The sequence below is a fragment of the Stenotrophomonas sp. P5_B8 genome (genome assembly GCF_054049855.1).
The window spans coordinates 1-17,092 of record NZ_JBFULO010000044.1; the positions used below are offsets into that span (position 1 = coordinate 1).

Genomic DNA, 17,092 nt, shown 5'->3' on the forward strand with positions numbered 1-17,092 from the left:
CCGCAGGGCGAGCCGCAGGTGGTGCATGTGGACCAGGAGGCGGACTACGCGATCACGGTGGTCGCCCCGGACTTTGCCGCGTTCATCCGCGGGCTGGTGGACGAGGAGGCCTTCGATGACGCCGCCGAAACGCTGGAGATCGATCTGGTCACGGTGGATCGGGGCACCTTGTCACCGATCGTGCGCCGCGCGCTGGATGCATCGGTGGCCGTGCGTCCGCACGGCGAGCGCCACCTGCGCGCGCTGGCTAGGAAGATCACCGAAGAGAAGGGCTTCTTCGCCCTGCACGCCGACGCAGACTCGCACCGCATGTACGACTGGATGTTCTGGCTGTATTCGCAGTTGGCTACGGCCAGGTCGTTCACGCAGTTCCTCAAACTCCCGGCCGAGCAGAATGACTACGCAACGCCGTGCTACGAACTCATGCTGCCCTTCGACCTCGTCGCGGCGCCGTTCGGCTTCAAGACCGGTGGCTTCGCGCCCGGGTTCGTCGAGGACTGGTGGAACGCGCGGGTGGCCGACGGTGCCATCGTGCCGGTGGACGGCGGCTATCGTTTCAGTGCCGAGGCCGAGCAGCGGCTGCTGGCGGAGGCGGCTACCGCGACGGGCTGATGGACACGCGGTGATCGAGCCTCTCATCGCCCGGCGCCGGATGGACCACTGACCCCTGCACGGCGCTGGCGATGAACACCCCCTTGTCCCCTGTGTTGTCCCTGATCGGCCGCAGCTGGTGGGTACTGCTGCTGTACGGCATCGTGGCCGTGGTGTTCGGCCTGATCGCCATCGCCCGGCCGCTGGCGGCCGCCACCGCGCTGGCCTGGGCGATCGGTGTGATGGCACTGGTGTGGATCGGTGTGGGCAGTCTTATCTACGGTGTGCTGCAGATTGTGGTGGGCTGGCGGCTTCGCCGGCTGCGTTGAGTCGCCCGAGCGGTGATACTGCTCCCAGATCCGAGTGGAGGTGGATGTATGCGCGCTGTTGTGCTGACTGGACTGATCCTGGCTGGATGTGTCGCCCTGACCGGTTGCCCGCGGAAGGAGATGACCTCCCCTGTTGCGGATGTCGCCGGTGTTGCACCGCTGCCCCAGGCCCGCATTTTGATGCGCGAAGTGGACGAACAGCGCGCCGCCGGCTCCACCCACCTGAAGAATCGCGACGGCACCCCGCTTGCGCTGCTGGAGCCGCCTTTCGTTCTCACCGCCGACGTAGCGTCGGTGGCGCTGGGGATGGATTCCACCGGCCAGCCGGTACTCAACCTGCAGATGACCGAGGCCGCCGCGCCACGCATCCTGGCGGCCACCGAGGCGCGGGTCGGCCGCCGTGTGGCCTTTACCGTGGGCGACCGGGTGCTGACGGTCGCCACCATCCGGGGGCCCTTCGGCAAGGCGATGCAGGTCGCCGGGCTGGAAGATGCCACCGACGCGCAGCGGATATTCACCGAGATCACCGGCAAAGCGCACTAGCCGAACACAGCCTGCGAGGGCCGGTGGCTTGACCACCGGCGCGTTTCATCAACGGAACGTAGCCTCGATCTGCTCCAGCGTCTTCCCCTTGGTTTCCGGCAGCCAGAAGGCGGCGATCAGGAAGTACAGCAACGTGCAGCCGGCCCAGAAGAAGAACATGCTGGCATAGCCGTGGTGGCCGACCGTGGGCAGGAAGATCGCCGCGATCACGGTGGACACGAACTGGTTGATCAGCAGCGCGATGCTCATCCCGTTGGAGCGGATCCGGGTGGGCATCAGTTCGGACAGCGCCAGCCACACGCACACGCCGGGACCGACGGCGAAGAAGGCCACGAACAGCAGGATGCAGCCGGCCACCAGCCAGCCGTGGGTGGGCGAGGGGACCGGGCCGATCATGGCGCGCTCGATCACCAGCGGCGCCTGCGCGGCATGGGCCGGGTCCGGGAACGGGTTGAGGTGCAGCGTGCGGAAGAACGCGCCGATCACGCTGTCAGCCGAGACCGCATCCTCACGGCGGATCTCCAGCGCGGCATCGATGGGATTGTCGCTGCGCAACGAACGCACGTTGCTGAAACCGCCGTACGCATAGGACACCGTCAACTGCTGCGGCCCCATGCCGGCATGGCCATCCAGCCGCTGCCACTGCGCGGCGTCCAGCGGCAACGACAAGCTGCTGCCGGCCACCTGCTGCTGCAGCTGCGCATGCACGTCCACGCGGCCGTGCTCGCTCTTCACGAACAACAGCGCGGCCGCCAGCAGCGCCACGGTGATGCCGCCGCTGCCCAACATCAGCAGGAACTTGCGGCCCTTGCGGTCCACCAGCACCAGCGCCACCACCGTCATGATCGCGTTGAGCAGCTTGATCGCCACGTCCGCGCCATTGGCCACCGAGCCGGGCAGGCCGGCCTGGTTGAGAATGTTGACCGCGTAGGCCAGCACCGAGTTGATGCCGGTGGCCTGGGTGAAGGCCAGCACCAGGCAGGCCAGCACGAACGGCCACACATAGCGCCGGCTCAGCAGCGGATCGCGCGTGCCGTTGCGGCCGGCCTGCACGTCGTCCGGAGCCTGCATGCGCTGCAGGGTCGGCTCCACCTCGGCAGCGGCGACCGTGCGCTGCAGGGCAACGCGTGCCTTGTCGATGCGCCCACGGCGGACCAGCCAGCGCGGTGATTCGCTGATGAGCAGCACGCCGGCGGTGAACACCAGGCCGGGCAGCAGGCAACTCCAGAAGATCGTGCGCCAGGCGTGGTCCTTGACCACGAACAGCAGCCGTTGCTGCTCGGCGGCGGGCAGCTGGCGCACCGCGTCGGTCGCCGCGTCCACGGTATGCGCGTGGTACAGACCGATCAAGGCGGCCAGTACCAGCCCGATGGTCAGCAGCAGCTGGAACATCGCCGCGCCGCGGCCACGCCGCTCGGGGCTGAGCACTTCGGCCAGGTACAGCGGCACCACCACACCGATCAGGCCGCCGCTTACACCCTGCAGCAGGCGCCCCATCAACAGCGCGGCGTAGCCATCGGACAGTGCCATGACCGGAATGCTGGCGGTGAACAGCACGCCGGCCACCAGCATCGCCCCACGGCGGCCGATCAGGTCGGCGACCATGCCGGCGAACAACGAGGACAGCACGCTGCCCAGCAGCACCGCAGCGACCACGAAGCCCAGCTGCTGGCTGGTGAGGTGCCAGCTCGCGGTCGCGGTCGCTTCCAGGTAGGGCAGGGCGCCGGCGATGATGCCGATGTCGATGCCGTAGAGCAGGCCGCCCATGCCGCCGATGAACAACAGATAGCGTACCGGCCAGCGCGGCGCGTCGGCGTGGGCATGCATGGGCGTAGCGGCGGAAACCTGATTCATCGAGCCGGTCCTGTCTGCAACTGCATGCGCCGCATCGGCGCGGGATTCAACGCTTAATCGAGTGCGATGTCGTCGCCTTCCACCACCACCCCGCGCACCTGCAGGTCGCGGTCGAGCACGACCAGGTCGGCCCAGGCGCCGAGCGCGAGGCGACCGCGATCGGCGATGCCCAGGTAATCGGCGGGGTAGCGCGACAGCCGGTTGCTGGCATCGGCGATATCCAACCCCAACGACACCAGGTTGCGCAGTGCCTGGTCCATGGTCAGCGCGCTGCCGGCCAGCGAGCCGGTCGACAGGCGCACGCAGCCCAGGCACTTGTGCACGCGCTGCACGCCCAGCGCGTACTCGCCATCGGGCATGCCGGTGGCGGCGGTGGCATCGGTGACGCAGTAGAGCTTTGGGATCGCGCGCAGCGCGGTGCGGATGGCGCCGGGGTGCACGTGCTGCAGATCGGGAATCAGCTCGGCGTACTCGGCATGGGCGAGCGCGGCGGTGGCGATGCCCGGGTGGTAGTGGTCCACGCCGGTCATGCCGTTGAACAGATGGGTGAAGCCCGACGCGCCGGCCTGCAGTGCGGCCACGCCGTCGGCGTAGCTGCCGGCGCTGTGGCCGAGCTGCACGCGGATGCCCAGGGCGCTCAGCGCGGGAATCAGCGCCAGGTGCTGGCCGATCTCCGGGGCGAGCGTCAGTACCTTGATCGGGGCGATGGCATGCAGGCGGCGCACGTCGTCCAGCGTGGCTTCCACCACCAGCGGGGGCTGCGCGCCCAGGCGCTGGGCGCTGATGAAGGGGCCTTCCAGATGCACGCCCAGCATGCGCGCCGTCCCGGGCGCGCGCGTTGCGATCACCGCGGCCAGGCCCGCCAGCGCCTGCACGATGTCATCCTCGTGCGCGGTCATGGTGGTGCCCAGCAGTGCGGTGGTGCCGTGGCGCGCATGCGTTCGGGCGACGGTGCGCCCCGCCTCGCCACCCTGCATGATGTCCACGCCGGCCGCGCCATGCACGTGCAGGTCGATGAAGCCGGGCAGGATCAGCGGTACCTCGTGGTCATCGCGCCGGTCTTCGTGCGCGGTGTCGATGGCGGTGATGCGCTGGTCGAAATGGATGTCGCCGCGCATCCAACCGGTAGCGGTGAGCAGGCGGCCATGCAGGGAGCGGGTCTGGGTCAAGGCGGGGACTCGGCGATGATCACTTCGATGCCCAGCCGCTGCAGTCCTTCCAGGTACTCGGCGTCGATGCTGGCGTCGGTGATGACGGTATGGACCTGGTCCAGCTGTGCGATACGGTGCAGGCTGACCCGGCCGAACTTGGAGGCATCGGTCAGCACCACGATGCGGCGCGCGCGCTCGACCATGCGGTGGTTGAGGCTGGCTTCGGCCTCGTGGTGGGTGGTGAGACCGAACTGCAGGTCCAGGCCATCCACGCCCAGGAACAGGGTGTCGAAGCTGTAGGTGTTGAGGCTGGCCTCGGCCTGGCTGCCCTGCAGCGACAGCGACTGCTTGCGCAGCAGTCCACCGGTGAGCAGCAGCTCAACCCCCGGTGCGTTGGCCAGCTCCCAGGCGATGTTCAGGCCGTTGGTCATCACCGTCACGTCGCGGTGCGCGCGCAGGTGGCGGGCCAGGGTCATCGTGGTGGAGCCGGAGTCGATGATGATGTTGTCGCCTGCCTTGACCAGCCCAGCCGCGTGCGCGCCGATGCTGTCCTTGACCGGCAGGTTCAGCGTGTCCTTCTCGTGGATGTCCTGCTCCGGCAGCGGCGTGCGCACCAGCGTGGCGCCGCCGTGGGTGCGGGTGGCCATGCCCTGCGACTCGATGTGGGTCAGGTCGGCGCGGATGGTCACCGCCGACACGCCAAAGCGCTCGACGAGATCGCTGACCTGCACGTTGCCGTGGTCGACCAGCAACTGCAGGATCTGTTGGCGGCGCTGCCGTGTGTTGCGCATGGGGACGATTCCGTTCAGAAGGAAAGCCAAAGCTTACCGTTCCGAAAGCTCCGTGGCCCGGGAAGTTTCGTTATCGGCAGCTGCCCGGTTGCGATTGCAGGCGCGGGCGTACTCGGCAAGGCGCTCGGCCACCTTGTGCTGGATCAGCGCGCGGGGCTCGGCCTGCAGCTCGCCGCGTTCGATGGCCAGCTGCTGGGTGGGCAGGAACTGACTGAGCAGGATCTGCGGCGGCGCGTGTTCGGTCAGGTTGGCCAGCAGGGTGTCCAGTGCTGCCTGCACCGGCGCTTCACCCCAGTAATAGCGGCTGCGGTCACTGAGTGCGTACGCGCGCAGCAGGCGCAGTTGGTCTTCATCGCCCTGGTAATAGCTGCGCCAGCTGCCTGGCATGTCGACCATGCAGCGGTCCAGCACCTCGATCAGGTTCGAGCACTGCGCGGCGGGCAGCAGTTCGCGCTCGATCATCGCCAGTGCGAACACCGCCTCGCGGAAGGCATAGGTCGCCGCCGGGCCCACCTTGAGGATGGCGAAGTGATCGCGCACCAGCGCATGCAGGCCAGCTTCGGTCTGGTAATCGGTGGAGTGTGCCTCGAACACGATGCGCGGCTGCTGCTCGACAAACGCCGACAGTTCGGCCGCGGCGGCCGGGTCGTAGTAGTGCACGCTGCTGTGGTCGAAATCCACACCCGGCTGCACCACCATCGCGATCACCCGCTCCCACGCTGGCAGCAGGTCCGGCGCGGCGAACGCCTCGCGGTGGATCGCCAGCGTGGTCGCCGCGGCGGCGGGCGTGGTGACCTGCAGGCCACCGGCCAGTGAGGCCTCGCCACCGGGGATCGGCACCTCGGTCCCGATCACATACACCGGCGGCGGCAGGCCGTGCTCGGCAGCGGTCCGCTCGGCGATGCGCGCCAGCTCGGCCGAGCGCGCCGCGACGGTCGCGTCCGGCAGCGGCACCGGGTCATCGGCGCAGGACATGCTGCAGTCCAGGTGGATCTTGTGGAAGCCGGCGGCCACGTAGGCGGCGATCAGCACGCGCGCATTGGCCATGGCCGCCTCGGCCGGACCCTTCTGCCAGGCGTTGGGGCCGAGGTGATCGCCGCCCAGCACCAATCGCTCGGCCGGGAAGCCGGCGTCGCGTGCCAGCTGCAGCACGTAGTCGCGGTACTGCGGCGGGGTCATGCCGGTATAGCCGCCGAACTGGTCGACCTGGTTGGAGGTCGCCTCGATCAGCAGCAGGGTGTCGTAGCGCCGGGCCACCTGCATCGCCGCCAGCAGCACCTGTGCGTTGCTGCAGCACACGCTGTACAGCCCGACGGGGTGGCCTTGGCGATGGGCGGCGATCAGCGATTGGATGGCAGACATGGCAACTCCAGTAACAACGGAAGATCAGTGGGCCCGGTGGTGCTGCCGCGCGAGCAGGGCGGCGCCGCGTGCGCCACCGGCATCGCCGAAGGCCGGCGGCAGGATCGGGGGCACGCGCACCCCCTGGAACAGGTACGGAGCGATCGCCGCTGGCAGGTCGCGGTAGAGCTGCTCCAGCTTGGACAGCCCGCCGCCGAGCACGATCACGTGTGGATCGACGGCCAGGATGAGGTTGGCGAAGCTGTAACCGAGCAGATCGCGGTGGACCGCCAGCGCCTGCGCCGCGATGGGATCGCCGGCGGCGGCCAGGGCCACCACGGTCGTGGCGTCCATCGCCTCGCCGCCGCGGCCTTCGTAAATCAACGTCAGCCCATTGCCGGAGACATACCGCTCCAGGCAGCCGCGCAAGCCGCAGGCGCAGGCCAGCACCGGCAAGGCATGGCGCTGCAGGAGGGTGGCCGGAATGCTCCAGTGCCCCCACTCGCCGGCAATGCCGTTGGCACCGGCGACCAGGCGCCCACCCACGCAGAAGCCGCCACCGGCACCGGTGCCGAGGATCGCGCCGAACATGCTCGCGTAGCCCGCACCCGCGCCGCCGTGTGCCTCGCTCAACGCGAAGCACTGCAGGTCGTTGCCGAACTGCAGCGGGCGTTGCAGCAACGCCTGCAGGTCATCACCGACCAGGCGCCCGGTCAGCACCGGTACGTTGGCGCTCAGTTGGCGGCCGCTGACGCGGTCGCGCACGCCGGGCAGGCCGATGCCGATGGCAATGCCTGCACCGCCCAATGCCGCGTCCGCGCCGTGCACCAGACCGGCGATGGCCTGCAGGAACGCGTCGTAGTCCTGGGTCGGCGTGCCCACCCGCTGCCGATGCAGCTCGCGCAGGTCGCCGTCGTAGGCGACCAGTTCGATCTTGGTGCCACCCACATCGAGGCCGTACCAACACTGCATGGGCGTTGCCTGCTCAGCCATGGGGATGGATGGTCACGCCCTGGACGACCCGGTTGACGGTGCCGTCGGGGAAGGGATTGTCCGGCGTGATGCCGAGCGCGGCCGAGCGCTGCAGGGCATAGCACTGCGGCACCAGCAGCCACAGCGGCGCCAGCCACGGGTCGGCCAGCGCGGGCGCATCCAGGACGAAGTCGCCCTCGACGCGGTCGGCGCCGTCGGGGCCCACCGAGATCACCTTGGCGGCGATGCGGTCGCGGCGCAGTTCGTCCAGCAGGTCCTGCTCGTAGCGGCGCGACAGCGGCTGCGCGCTGCGCAGCATCACCACCAGGGTGTCGCCATCGAGCGTGGACTTGGGACCATGACGGAAGCCGAGCGGCGTGTTGGCCAGCGCCAGGACGCGGCCGCCGGTGAGTTCGAGGACCTTCAGCGCTGCCTCGCGTGCCAGCGCTTCCAGCGGGCCGCTGCCCAGGTAGATCACCCGCGAATACGCCGCTTGCGCCAGTGTACCCACGCCGGTATCCCAGGCGCCCAGCGCCTGCTCACCGTGCGTGGCAAGCGTGCGCAGACGCTGCAGGCGCTGCGGCCACGGCGCGGTGTCGAACACACTCAGCGCGGCGAGCAGCATGCAGCTCAGGCTGCTGGTCATGGCGAACGCACGGTCGCAGCTGGCCGCCGGCATCAGCAGCGACAGCGTGTCGCTGCGGCCCTGGCCACGCCGGGCCAGTTCGCCGTCGGGGTTGCAGGTGATATCCAGGAAGCGCGCCTCATCCACCATCGCACGCACCAGCTCCACCACGGCAACGCTTTCCGGGCTGGAGCCGCTGCGGCCGAAGGACACCAGCAGGGTCGGGCGGTCGCGGCGCAGGTACAGCGCCGGGTGGGTCAGCAGGCTGGTGGTGTGCAGGGCGCGCACTTCGGCCGGCCACTGCGCGTTGATCTGGTCGGCCACCATCTCGGCGATGAAGCCCGAGCTGCCGGCGCCGGTGAAGATGACCAGTTGGCCCGGCTGGCGCAGGGCCTGGCCGAGGAAGGTATCGATCTTCGCCTGCGCGCTGTCCAGGCTGTCGGCCAGCGCCGTCCACATGCGCGGCTGCTGGGCGATTTCTTCGGCGGTATAGGCGCCGCCGAGGCGCTGCCACGCGGGCAAATCAGTGAGCAGAGAAGCGTCCATTCGCAATTCCTGTTGGGCGACCGCACCTTCTGTGTTTTCTTTCGAAATGTCAAATATCGAAAGATAAAGAAAAGCTGGGTCGATCACATTTTCCCGCGAACAATACGGCGCCAATGGCACAGATGCCGCGCTGCGACATGGTTACACGCGACACGAAGTCCGCATTCAGCCGCCATATAGAAAGTGGTGCCCCGCAACAACTTTCGTTTATCCTAAAATATCCTTCTTTTTTCTTTGCAATTTATTGACATCTTTCGAGACCCTGCCCTAGAGTCGGCCGCACTGGTTGCAGATATCCGCTCATCGCGGGCTTGGGGGCAAGGTGGAATTCCGGGTACGACGCACGGGTTTGACGATCGCACTGCTGGCCGCGCTGGCGGTGGCCGCACCGGTGATGGCCGAACCGCTGGGCAACCTGCGCGCCATCACTGCCGCCCCCGGCAAGGACGGCAGCCCTGGCTGGACGCTGAGCACCGACAACGGCGTGGCGCTGCGCGTGGACCTGCTCGGCGCGGACGTGCTGCGCATCCAGGCCGGGCGCAACGGCACACTGCGGCCGGCCGGCGACAAGGCCGCCCCGATCGTGCTGCCGCAGCCGGCGGCCAAGGTCGCCTTCCAGCTGGAAGAAGACGGCAACGAAGTGCGCATCCGCACCGATGCGCTGGTGCTGCACATCCAGCGCACGCCGCTGCGGCTGGCGCTGGACCGCCGCGAGCAGGGCACCGACATCGCGCTGTGGCGCGAACTGCAGCCGCTGGACCTGGACAAGGAGCAGAGCGTGCAGGTGCTGTCCAGCGAGGCCGGCGAACACTTCTACGGCGGTGGCCAGCAGAACGGCCGCTTTGAGTTCAAGGGCCGCGAGCTGGAGGTGTCCTACTCCGGTGGCTGGGAAGAGGGCGACCGCCCCAACCCGGCACCGATGCTGCTCAGCTCGCGCGGCTGGGGCATGCTGCGCAACACCTGGAGCGATGGCAGCTACGACCTGCGCCAGGCCGACCAGGCCACGCTGCTGCATCGCGAAGACCGCTTCGATGCGTACTACTTCGTCGGGCCCAGCCTGCACACGCTGCTGGACCGCTACACCACGCTGACCGGCCGCGCCGGCCTGCTGCCGCGTTGGGCGTTCTCCTACGGCGATGCGGACTGCTACAACGACGCCGACAACATCAAGAAGCCCGGCAGCGTGCCCGACGGCTGGAGCGATGGCCCCACCGGCACCACCCCGGACGTGGTCGACAGCGTGGCCAAGCAGTACCGCGCGCACGACATGCCCGGCGGCTGGATCCTGCCCAACGACGGGTACGGCTGCGGTTATAAAAAACTCCCGGAAACGGTGCAGGGCTTGGCGAAATACGGCTTCAAGACCGGCCTGTGGACCGAGAACGGCGTGGACAAGATCGCCTGGGAAGTGGGCACCGCCGGCAGCCGCGTGCAGAAGCTGGACGTGGCCTGGACCGGCAAGGGCTACCAGTTCGCGATGGACGCCAACCAGTCCGCGTTCAACGGCATTCTCAACAACTCCGACTCGCGTCCGTTCCTGTGGACGGTGATGGGCTGGGGTGGCATCCAGCGCTACGCGGTGGCCTGGACCGGCGACCAGAGCAGCAGCTGGGATTACATCCGCTGGCACATCCCGACCCTGATCGGCTCGGGCCTGTCCGGCATGGCCTATGCCAGTGGCGATGTGGATGCGATCTTCGGCGGCAGCGCCGAAACCTTCACCCGCGACCTGCAGTGGAAGAGCTTCACCCCCGTGCTGATGGGCATGTCCGGCTGGTCGGCCAATGCGCGCAAGCACCCGTGGTGGTTCGACGAGCCGTACCGCAGCGTCAACCGCGACTACCTCAAGCTGAAGATGCGCATGACCCCGTACATGTACGGGCTGGCGCACGATGYGGCCACCAGCGGCGCACCGCCGCTGCGCGCGCTGATGTGGGACTACCCGCAGGACCCGCAGGCGTATACCGAAGCGCACAAGTATCAGTTCCTGCTCGGCCGCGAACTGCTGATCGCCCCGGTGTACCGCAGCCAGGCCGCCAGCCGTGGCTGGCGCCGCGACATCCACCTGCCGCCGGGCCGCTGGATCGACTACTGGGACGGGCGCCAACTGCAGGCCGGTGCCGACGGACGTTCGCTGGACCGCCCGGTCGACCTGGCCACGATCCCGGTGTTCGTGCGCGCCGGGGCGATCATCCCGATGTACCCGGACATGCTCTACGACGGTGAAAAGCCCCTCGATGAAGTGACCTTCGACCTGTATCCGCAGGGCGAGGCCAGCTACACCCTGTACGAAGACGACGGCGCCACCCGCCGCTACGAGAAGGGCGAATCCAGCACCCAGCAGATCCACGTGCAGGCACCGGCGCAAGGCAGTGGCCCGGTGCAGGTGCGCATCGATGCCGTGCAGGGCCAGTACGCCGGCCAGCGGGCGCAGCGCCGCTATGGCCTGCGGGTGCTCAGCCGCCAGCGTCCGAGTGCGGTAACGCTGGGCGAGCGCACGTTGCCGATGCTGGCCGACAAGGCGGCATGGCAGGCGGCCAGCGAAGGCTGGTACTTCGATGCCAGCGAGCGTCGCGGCACCGTGCACGTGCGTACCGCCCCCAGCGACATCCGCCAGCCGCTGCGCCTACAACTGGCGCTACCGGTCGCCGCCGCCGTGGCCGATGACGCCTACCCGGCTGCGCCCGAACTTGGCCGTGCACTGCCGTCGGACAGCCTGCTGGTGGTCAACCGCCCGGCCGAAGAACAGGGCTACGAACTGGAAAAGGCCTTCGACGACGATCCGGCCACGTGGTTCCGCACGGTGCGCAACCAGGCGGTCAAGACCGGCGCGCACGAATGGGTGGTCGGCTTCGGCGAGCGCAAGCTGATCGATGGCATCGAACTGGCCCCGCGCAACGACCAGCACTGGAAGAACGGGCAGATCCGCGACTACGAGATCTACCTGGCCGACAGCAACGGCGAGTGGGGCGAACCGGTCAAGCGCGGTCGCCTGATCCTGCAGCAGGGCAAGCAACAGATCGACTTCCCCGCCCACGCCGGCCGCCTGCTGCGCTTCCGCGTGTTGAGCACGCAGAACCCGGAAGGCGACGGCGCCAGTGCGTCCGATCCGATGGTGACCGCCGCGCAGGGCAGCGTGGCCCGCGCGGTGGATGCGCTGCAACCGCGCGATGTGGGTCCGATCGTGCTGTCGACCTTCCATGTGCTGGAACACCAGCAGCCTGAAAAGCCGGCGCAGCAGCTGTACCTGTCCGCATTGCCACTGCCGGCCGCGTTGCAGGCCAGCGTCGCCACCGACCACGCCTTCGGCGGCACGGCGGACATGCGCATGAACGGCCTGCACTTCCGTCGCGGCCTGGGCGTGAATGCCAGCAGCCGCATCGACCTGCAGCTGGGCGGCAGCTGGCGCCTGCTGCGCGCCGACCTCGGCATCGATGACCAATGCCGCGCCGCCGGTGGCATGCAGTTCCAGGTCTGGGGCGATGGCCGGCTGCTGTACGACAGCGGCCTGGTCAAGGCACCGGGCGTGGTCAAACCGGAACTGGACGTGCGCGGCCTGCAGCGCCTGAGCCTGCGTACGCTGGGCGCGCAGGGCCAGACGCCTGCGCAGGTCTGTGGCAACTGGGCCAATGCCGCCCTGATCGGACAGGAGGGCGATACCGCCAGCATCGTGTCGCCGTAACCGCTCAACCGCCCGCTTCAAAAACAGCTCTCTGCGTTTTCCCGACTGCGGCCCGCCGGCCGCGGAACGGGGGACGTTTGCCCGAAAACACCCATCCACCGCCAGCCCCACGCTGCGGATCGAACAAGGAGACAAAGATGTTGACCGAACGCCATCGCCATCGCCGCATCACCGCTACCCCCTTGTCCATCGCACTCGGCCTGGCCGTTGCCGTGGTCGGCAGTGCCAACGCGCAGGACGCCACCCCCGATCCCAAGGCCACCGAGCTGTCGCGCATCGAAGTGACCGGCTCCAACATCCGCCGCACCGACGTGGAAACCGCCTCGCCGGTGCAGGTGATCAGCAAGCAGGACATCGAGAACATGGGCGCACGCACCCTGCTGCAAGTGCTCGACAACCTGCCCGCAGCGCGTCCGGGCCAGCAGGATTCGCGCTCGCTGTTCACCGGCTCCGATGGTGCCTCGCAGGCCAACCTGCGTGGCCTCGGCGCGCAGGGCACGCTGGTGCTGCTGAACGGCCGTCGCCTGTCGTACTACGGCGCGCCGGCCGGCTTCCAGACCCAGTTCGTCAACATCGATGCGATCCCGGCCGCGGCCATCGAACGCATGGAAGTGCTCACCGACGGCGCCTCGGCGGTGTACGGCACCGATGCGGTGGCCGGCGTGATCAACGTGATCACCAAGCGCTCCTACCAGGGCGCCGAGATCAACCTCACCACCGATAAATCCTCGCGCATCAGCTCCTACGGCGAACACCAGGGCAGCATCACCGCCGGCTTCGGCGACCTCGACGCTGACCGTTACAACGTCTACGCCTCGGTCAACCTGTACCGCCGTGATGCGATTCCGCTGAGCGATTTCTACGACAAGCGCCCCAGCCAGTACTACGTCAACAACCCCAACTACCTGCCCAACCTGCGCCTGGGCACCGGCAGCAAGCCGGGCGAGTTCAACCCCGGCAGCTACTTCGCCTTCGACCCGGTCACCGGTCGCCGCGTGCAGGAAGCCGCGCCAGGCTGCAACAACGTGCTCACCAGCGAAGCGGCCGGCCCGCGCTGTATCTGGGAGACGTGGATGAACAACGAGATCGATGCCGGCGCCAAATCCGAGCGCAACACCGCCTACGTCAACGCGCATTTCCTCATTGGCGACAGCACCGAAGCCTTCGCCGAGGCGACCTATACCGACATCGACCTGACCGCCAACGGCGGCACCCCGCGCGCCTACGGCACTACCACCGGCAACCCCACCAGCTGGTTCTCGCGCAACACCGGCACCACGGTCAACCAGTTCCTGTACCCGTACCTGGGTCCGAACAACGAATACAACCACGCGTCGCCCGAACTGAAAGCCCTGATGGGCGGCGTGGTCGGCCTGCAGTACCTGCTGCAGGACGTGGGCGCCAACCACTTCGGCCAGCGCAACACCGACCAGAGCTACCGCGTGGTGGCCGGCCTGCGTGGCGACGTGGGTGACTGGAACTGGGAAACCGCGTTCGCCACCGCCGGCAGCCACTCGGTCACCTACCAGACCACCAACGTCAACCTGGCCGGTTTCGAGAAGGCCTTCGGCCCGTACAGCATCGACCCGGGCACCGGGCGGGTGATCATCTCCGACCATCCGGCCTACACGTTCGGCGAGCTCAGCGAAGCCAACGCCGCGCTGATCCGCGAGGCGTTCCCCACTTTCGACATCCAGTCGTGGACGCGCCTGCACACCCTGGACGGCAAGATCGAAGGCCCGCTGTTCAGCCTGCCCGCCGGTGAGGTACGTGCGGCCTTCGGCTTCAACGCCAGCCGCGAAACCTTCTACACCCCCGGCAACCCGGATGCGGCCAACGGCCTGATCACCCAGCAGGGCGGCTCGTGGTTCGACGGCAAGCGCAACACCTATGCGCTGTTTGCCGAAACCGTGGCCCCGCTCACCGAGAAGCTGGAACTGGACGCTGCGCTGCGCGTGGACAAGTACCCCGACTTCAGCGCCAACCTGGCCCCGAAGATCGGCCTGAAGTACCAGATGTTCGACCAGCTGATGCTGCGCGGCACGTACTCCACGGGCTTCCGTGCACCCAGCCTGGCCGAGTCCGGCAACGGCGGGGTGTTTGCGCAGCTGGGCGGCTACCGCGACGAAGTACGCTGCAACGAGACCAACGCCATTGCCAACCTGCTGCTGAAATCCGGCCGCGGCGGTGATGTGGACCTGGGCAAGACCCTGCTCAACAGCGACTGCAGCCGCACCGTGGCGCGCATGACCCAGCCCAACCCGGACCTGAAGCCGGAGAAGGCCAAGATCACCACGCTCGGCTTCGTCTACGAGCCCACCCAGTGGCTGTCGGTGTCGGCCGACTACTGGTTCATCTACCGCAGCAACGAAATCGTCGCCCCGGACTTCACCCGCGACGAAGACATCATCGCCTCAACGCGCTCGCCGATCACCGACAGCGACCGTGCCAACCAGGCCGCGCTGGCGGCGATGTGCGCCGACCCGGCCAGCGGCGTCAGCTGCCCCGGCACGCTGCCCGGCTACAGCGTGGGCAACGTGGCCAGCGTGGTGGGCCAGTACAAGAACCGCGGCAAGACGCTCATCGACGGCTTCGACATCGACGCGCGCAGCCGCTTCACCCTGGGCGACTGGGGCAACCTCAACATCGGCCTGGCCGCCACCATCGCCAACCGCAACCGCTCCTACACCGACGCGGAAAGCGGCTGGTACTACGGCGACCTGGTCGGCTATTACAACAACCCGCGCCTGCGTGCCACGCTCAACGCCGACTGGACCTACAAGCAGTTCACCACCAGCATGTTCATCAACTACGTGGGCGGCACCAAGTGGGCGCTGCAGCAGATCGATGAGGAAGACAACAACCCGCAGACCTGCACCGCCGGCTACCTGCCGCTGGAGCAGAGCAAGTGCGATGGTGCCCCGTCGTGGTGGACGGCAAACCTCAGCGTGGGCTGGCGCCCGGATGAGCACTGGAATGTCGGCTTCACCATCAAGAACCTGTTCGACCGCCTGCCGTTCTACGATCCGAACAGCTTCCTCGGCGACTCCAGCGATTACGCCACCATCTACGGTCGTGGTTACAGTCTGACCGTCGGCTACAAGTTCTGATGCTTCATCGCGCCGGTGCACGCCGGCGCGATCTTCAAACGAGGTACTGTCCATGAAACGTAGGGAATTCATCGCCGCCAGCGCGGCCGTCGCCGCCACCAGCCTGCTGCCGCAGACGCCGGCCTGGGCGCGCGGGCGCAAGGTAAGACTGGGCCTGATCGGTACCGGTATGCGTGGCCAGGTGCTGCTGACCGAACTGGTGCGCCGCGACGATGTCGAGGTGGTGGCGCTGTGCGACATCGAACCGATCATGCTCGGTCGCGCCCTGGAAAAAGTGGCCAAGGCCGGCAAGCCGACGCCGAAAACCTACGGCCAGGACCGCGACGTCAACGCCTGGAAGCGCCTGCTCGAACAGCGCGGCCTCGATGCCGTGATCATCGCCACGCCGTGGGACTACCACGCGCCGATGGCCATTGCCGCGATGCAGGCCAAGATCGCGGTCGGCTGTGAAGTGGTCGCCGGCATCACCTTGCAGGACCACTGGGACGTGCTCAAGACCCAGCTGAGCACCGGCACCCCGTACATGCTGCTGGAAAACGTCTGCTACCGCCGCGATGTGATGGCCGCGCTGCAGATGGTACGCAAGGGCCTGTTCGGTGAACTGGTGCACCTGCAGGCCGGTTACCAGCACGACCTGCGCGGGGTGAAGTTCAACTCCGGCGACCCCGACCAGCCCTATGACAGCGGCGTGGAGTTCGGGGCCAAGGGCTGGTCCGAAGCGCGCTGGCGCACCGAGCACTCGGTCAAGCGCAACGGCGAGCTGTACCCCAGCCATGGCATCGGCCCGTGCGCGATGTACACCGGCATCAACCGTGGCAACCGCTTCACCCACATCAACGCGTTTGCCAGCAAGGCGCGTGGGCTGCACGATTACACCGTGGCCAAGAGTGGCGGCACCACCCACCCCAGCACCAAGGTTGCTTTCAAGCTGGGCGACATCGTCACCACCACGCTGGCCTGCGAGAACGGCGAGACGATCCTGCTGCAGCACGACACCTCGCTGCCGCGTCCCTACTCGATGGGTTTCCGCGTGCAGGGCACCAAGGGCCTGTGGATGGACGTCAACCAGTCCATCCACATCGAAGGCCGCAGCCCCCCGCACAAGTGGGAGGACTTCAAGACCTACCAGGACCAGTACGAGCATCCCCTGTGGAAGCAGCACGCCGCCACCGCCGCCAGCGCCGGCCACGGCGGCATGGACTGGTTCGTCATCCACGCCTTCGTTGAAGCACTCAAGGCCAGGGCGCCGATGCCGATCGACATCTACGACGCCATCACCTGGAGCGCGATTACGCCATTGTCGGAGCAGTCCATCACCACCGGCTTCCAGACGTTGGAATTCCCGGACTTCACTGCCGGGTTGTGGAAGCAGCGCAAGCCGATTTTCGCGTTTGACGGGACGTATTGAGCGCGGCACTCCGGAGCGAATCGCTTGCTCCGGAGGCCCTCGGGAAAGGCCGGCGCCTCAATCCGCAGGCCAGCGCGGCGCAATGCGATCGGCCAGCACCATCTCTGCCACCGCCGCCTTTCCATCGCGAACATAGCCGACCGCAACGC

Annotated in this window: 12 protein-coding genes; 6 read left to right on the forward strand and 6 right to left on the reverse strand. The window is 67.8% G+C overall.

The genetic code is table 11. The features are described from left to right. The 3 genes from ACXJKH_RS04360 to ACXJKH_RS04370 form a co-directional block, all read left to right on the forward strand. On the forward strand, positions 1-612 hold a 612-nt coding region (locus ACXJKH_RS04360; RefSeq protein WP_457318438.1), incomplete at its 5' end, for a hypothetical protein. Positions 613-683: 71 nt separating this feature from the next. Next, on the forward strand, positions 684-920 hold the full coding sequence (locus ACXJKH_RS04365) for a hypothetical protein (protein ID WP_457318439.1): 237 nt from the start codon (positions 684-686) through the stop codon (positions 918-920). A gap of 120 nt (positions 921-1,040) precedes the next feature. Then, positions 1,041-1,463 (forward strand): SecDF P1 head subdomain-containing protein, encoded by a 423-nt coding sequence (locus ACXJKH_RS04370; protein WP_256774798.1) that lies wholly within the window; start codon positions 1,041-1,043, stop codon positions 1,461-1,463. Positions 1,464-1,511: 48 nt separating this feature from the next. Here the strand turns inward: ACXJKH_RS04370 and ACXJKH_RS04375 are convergent, their stop codons facing one another. Genes ACXJKH_RS04375 through ACXJKH_RS04400 form a run of 6 tightly spaced genes read right to left on the reverse strand, consistent with a single transcriptional unit; the run spans position 1,512 to position 8,743 of the window. After that, positions 1,512-3,317: an MFS transporter gene (locus tag ACXJKH_RS04375; protein WP_457318440.1), complete on the reverse strand. Its 1,806-nt coding sequence runs from the start codon at positions 3,315-3,317 to the stop codon at positions 1,512-1,514. A 53-nt stretch (positions 3,318-3,370) separates the two neighbouring features. After that, positions 3,371-4,486 (reverse strand): N-acetylglucosamine-6-phosphate deacetylase, encoded by a 1,116-nt coding sequence (nagA, locus tag ACXJKH_RS04380; RefSeq protein ID WP_457318441.1) that lies wholly within the window; start codon positions 4,484-4,486, stop codon positions 3,371-3,373. Further along, positions 4,483-5,259, reverse strand: coding sequence for a DeoR family transcriptional regulator (locus ACXJKH_RS04385; RefSeq protein WP_256774795.1), 777 nt, complete (start codon positions 5,257-5,259; stop codon positions 4,483-4,485). Before ACXJKH_RS04385 ends, nagA begins: the two co-directional genes overlap by 4 nt. A 33-nt stretch (positions 5,260-5,292) precedes the next feature. Further along, entirely contained in the window at positions 5,293-6,621 is a 1,329-nt protein-coding gene (locus ACXJKH_RS04390; protein WP_457318442.1) for a D-tagatose-bisphosphate aldolase, class II, non-catalytic subunit, read from the reverse strand. A 24-nt stretch (positions 6,622-6,645) separates the two neighbouring features. Continuing rightward, positions 6,646-7,572, reverse strand: a complete 927-nt coding sequence (locus ACXJKH_RS04395) for an ROK family protein (RefSeq protein ID WP_457318443.1) — start codon at positions 7,570-7,572, stop codon at positions 6,646-6,648. A gap of 13 nt (positions 7,573-7,585) precedes the next feature. Further along, on the reverse strand, positions 7,586-8,743 hold the full coding sequence (locus tag ACXJKH_RS04400; protein WP_457318444.1) for an SIS domain-containing protein: 1,158 nt from the start codon (positions 8,741-8,743) through the stop codon (positions 7,586-7,588). Between the two features lie 322 nt (positions 8,744-9,065). Between ACXJKH_RS04400 and ACXJKH_RS04405 the strand changes: the two genes are divergently transcribed. The 3 genes from ACXJKH_RS04405 (at position 9,066) to ACXJKH_RS04415 (ending at position 16,943) form a co-directional block, all read left to right on the forward strand. After that, on the forward strand, positions 9,066-12,425 hold the full coding sequence (locus tag ACXJKH_RS04405; protein WP_457318445.1) for a TIM-barrel domain-containing protein: 3,360 nt from the start codon (positions 9,066-9,068) through the stop codon (positions 12,423-12,425). Between the two features lie 137 nt (positions 12,426-12,562). Beyond that, positions 12,563-15,535: a TonB-dependent receptor domain-containing protein gene (locus tag ACXJKH_RS04410; protein ID WP_457318446.1), complete on the forward strand. Its 2,973-nt coding sequence runs from the start codon at positions 12,563-12,565 to the stop codon at positions 15,533-15,535. Between the two features lie 52 nt (positions 15,536-15,587). Next, complete coding sequence (locus ACXJKH_RS04415; RefSeq protein ID WP_457318447.1) at positions 15,588-16,943, forward strand: Gfo/Idh/MocA family protein; 1,356 nt, start codon at positions 15,588-15,590, stop codon at positions 16,941-16,943. Positions 16,944-17,092: the final 149 nt, after the last annotated feature.

Coding starts and splice junctions, on each gene's coding strand:
- ACXJKH_RS04365 (WP_457318439.1), top strand. CDS start 684: ATGAACACCCCCTTGTCCCCTGTGTTGTCCCTGATCGGCCGCAGCTGG.
- ACXJKH_RS04370 (WP_256774798.1), top strand. CDS start 1,041: ATGACCTCCCCTGTTGCGGATGTCGCCGGTGTTGCACCGCTGCCCCAG.
- ACXJKH_RS04375 (WP_457318440.1), bottom strand. CDS start 3,317: ATGAATCAGGTTTCCGCCGCTACGCCCATGCATGCCCACGCCGACGCG.
- ACXJKH_RS04385 (WP_256774795.1), bottom strand. CDS start 5,259: ATGCGCAACACACGGCAGCGCCGCCAACAGATCCTGCAGTTGCTGGTC.
- ACXJKH_RS04390 (WP_457318442.1), bottom strand. CDS start 6,621: ATGTCTGCCATCCAATCGCTGATCGCCGCCCATCGCCAAGGCCACCCC.
- ACXJKH_RS04395 (WP_457318443.1), bottom strand. CDS start 7,572: ATGCAGTGTTGGTACGGCCTCGATGTGGGTGGCACCAAGATCGAACTG.
- ACXJKH_RS04400 (WP_457318444.1), bottom strand. CDS start 8,743: ATGGACGCTTCTCTGCTCACTGATTTGCCCGCGTGGCAGCGCCTCGGC.
- ACXJKH_RS04410 (WP_457318446.1), top strand. CDS start 12,563: ATGTTGACCGAACGCCATCGCCATCGCCGCATCACCGCTACCCCCTTG.
- ACXJKH_RS04415 (WP_457318447.1), top strand. CDS start 15,588: ATGAAACGTAGGGAATTCATCGCCGCCAGCGCGGCCGTCGCCGCCACC.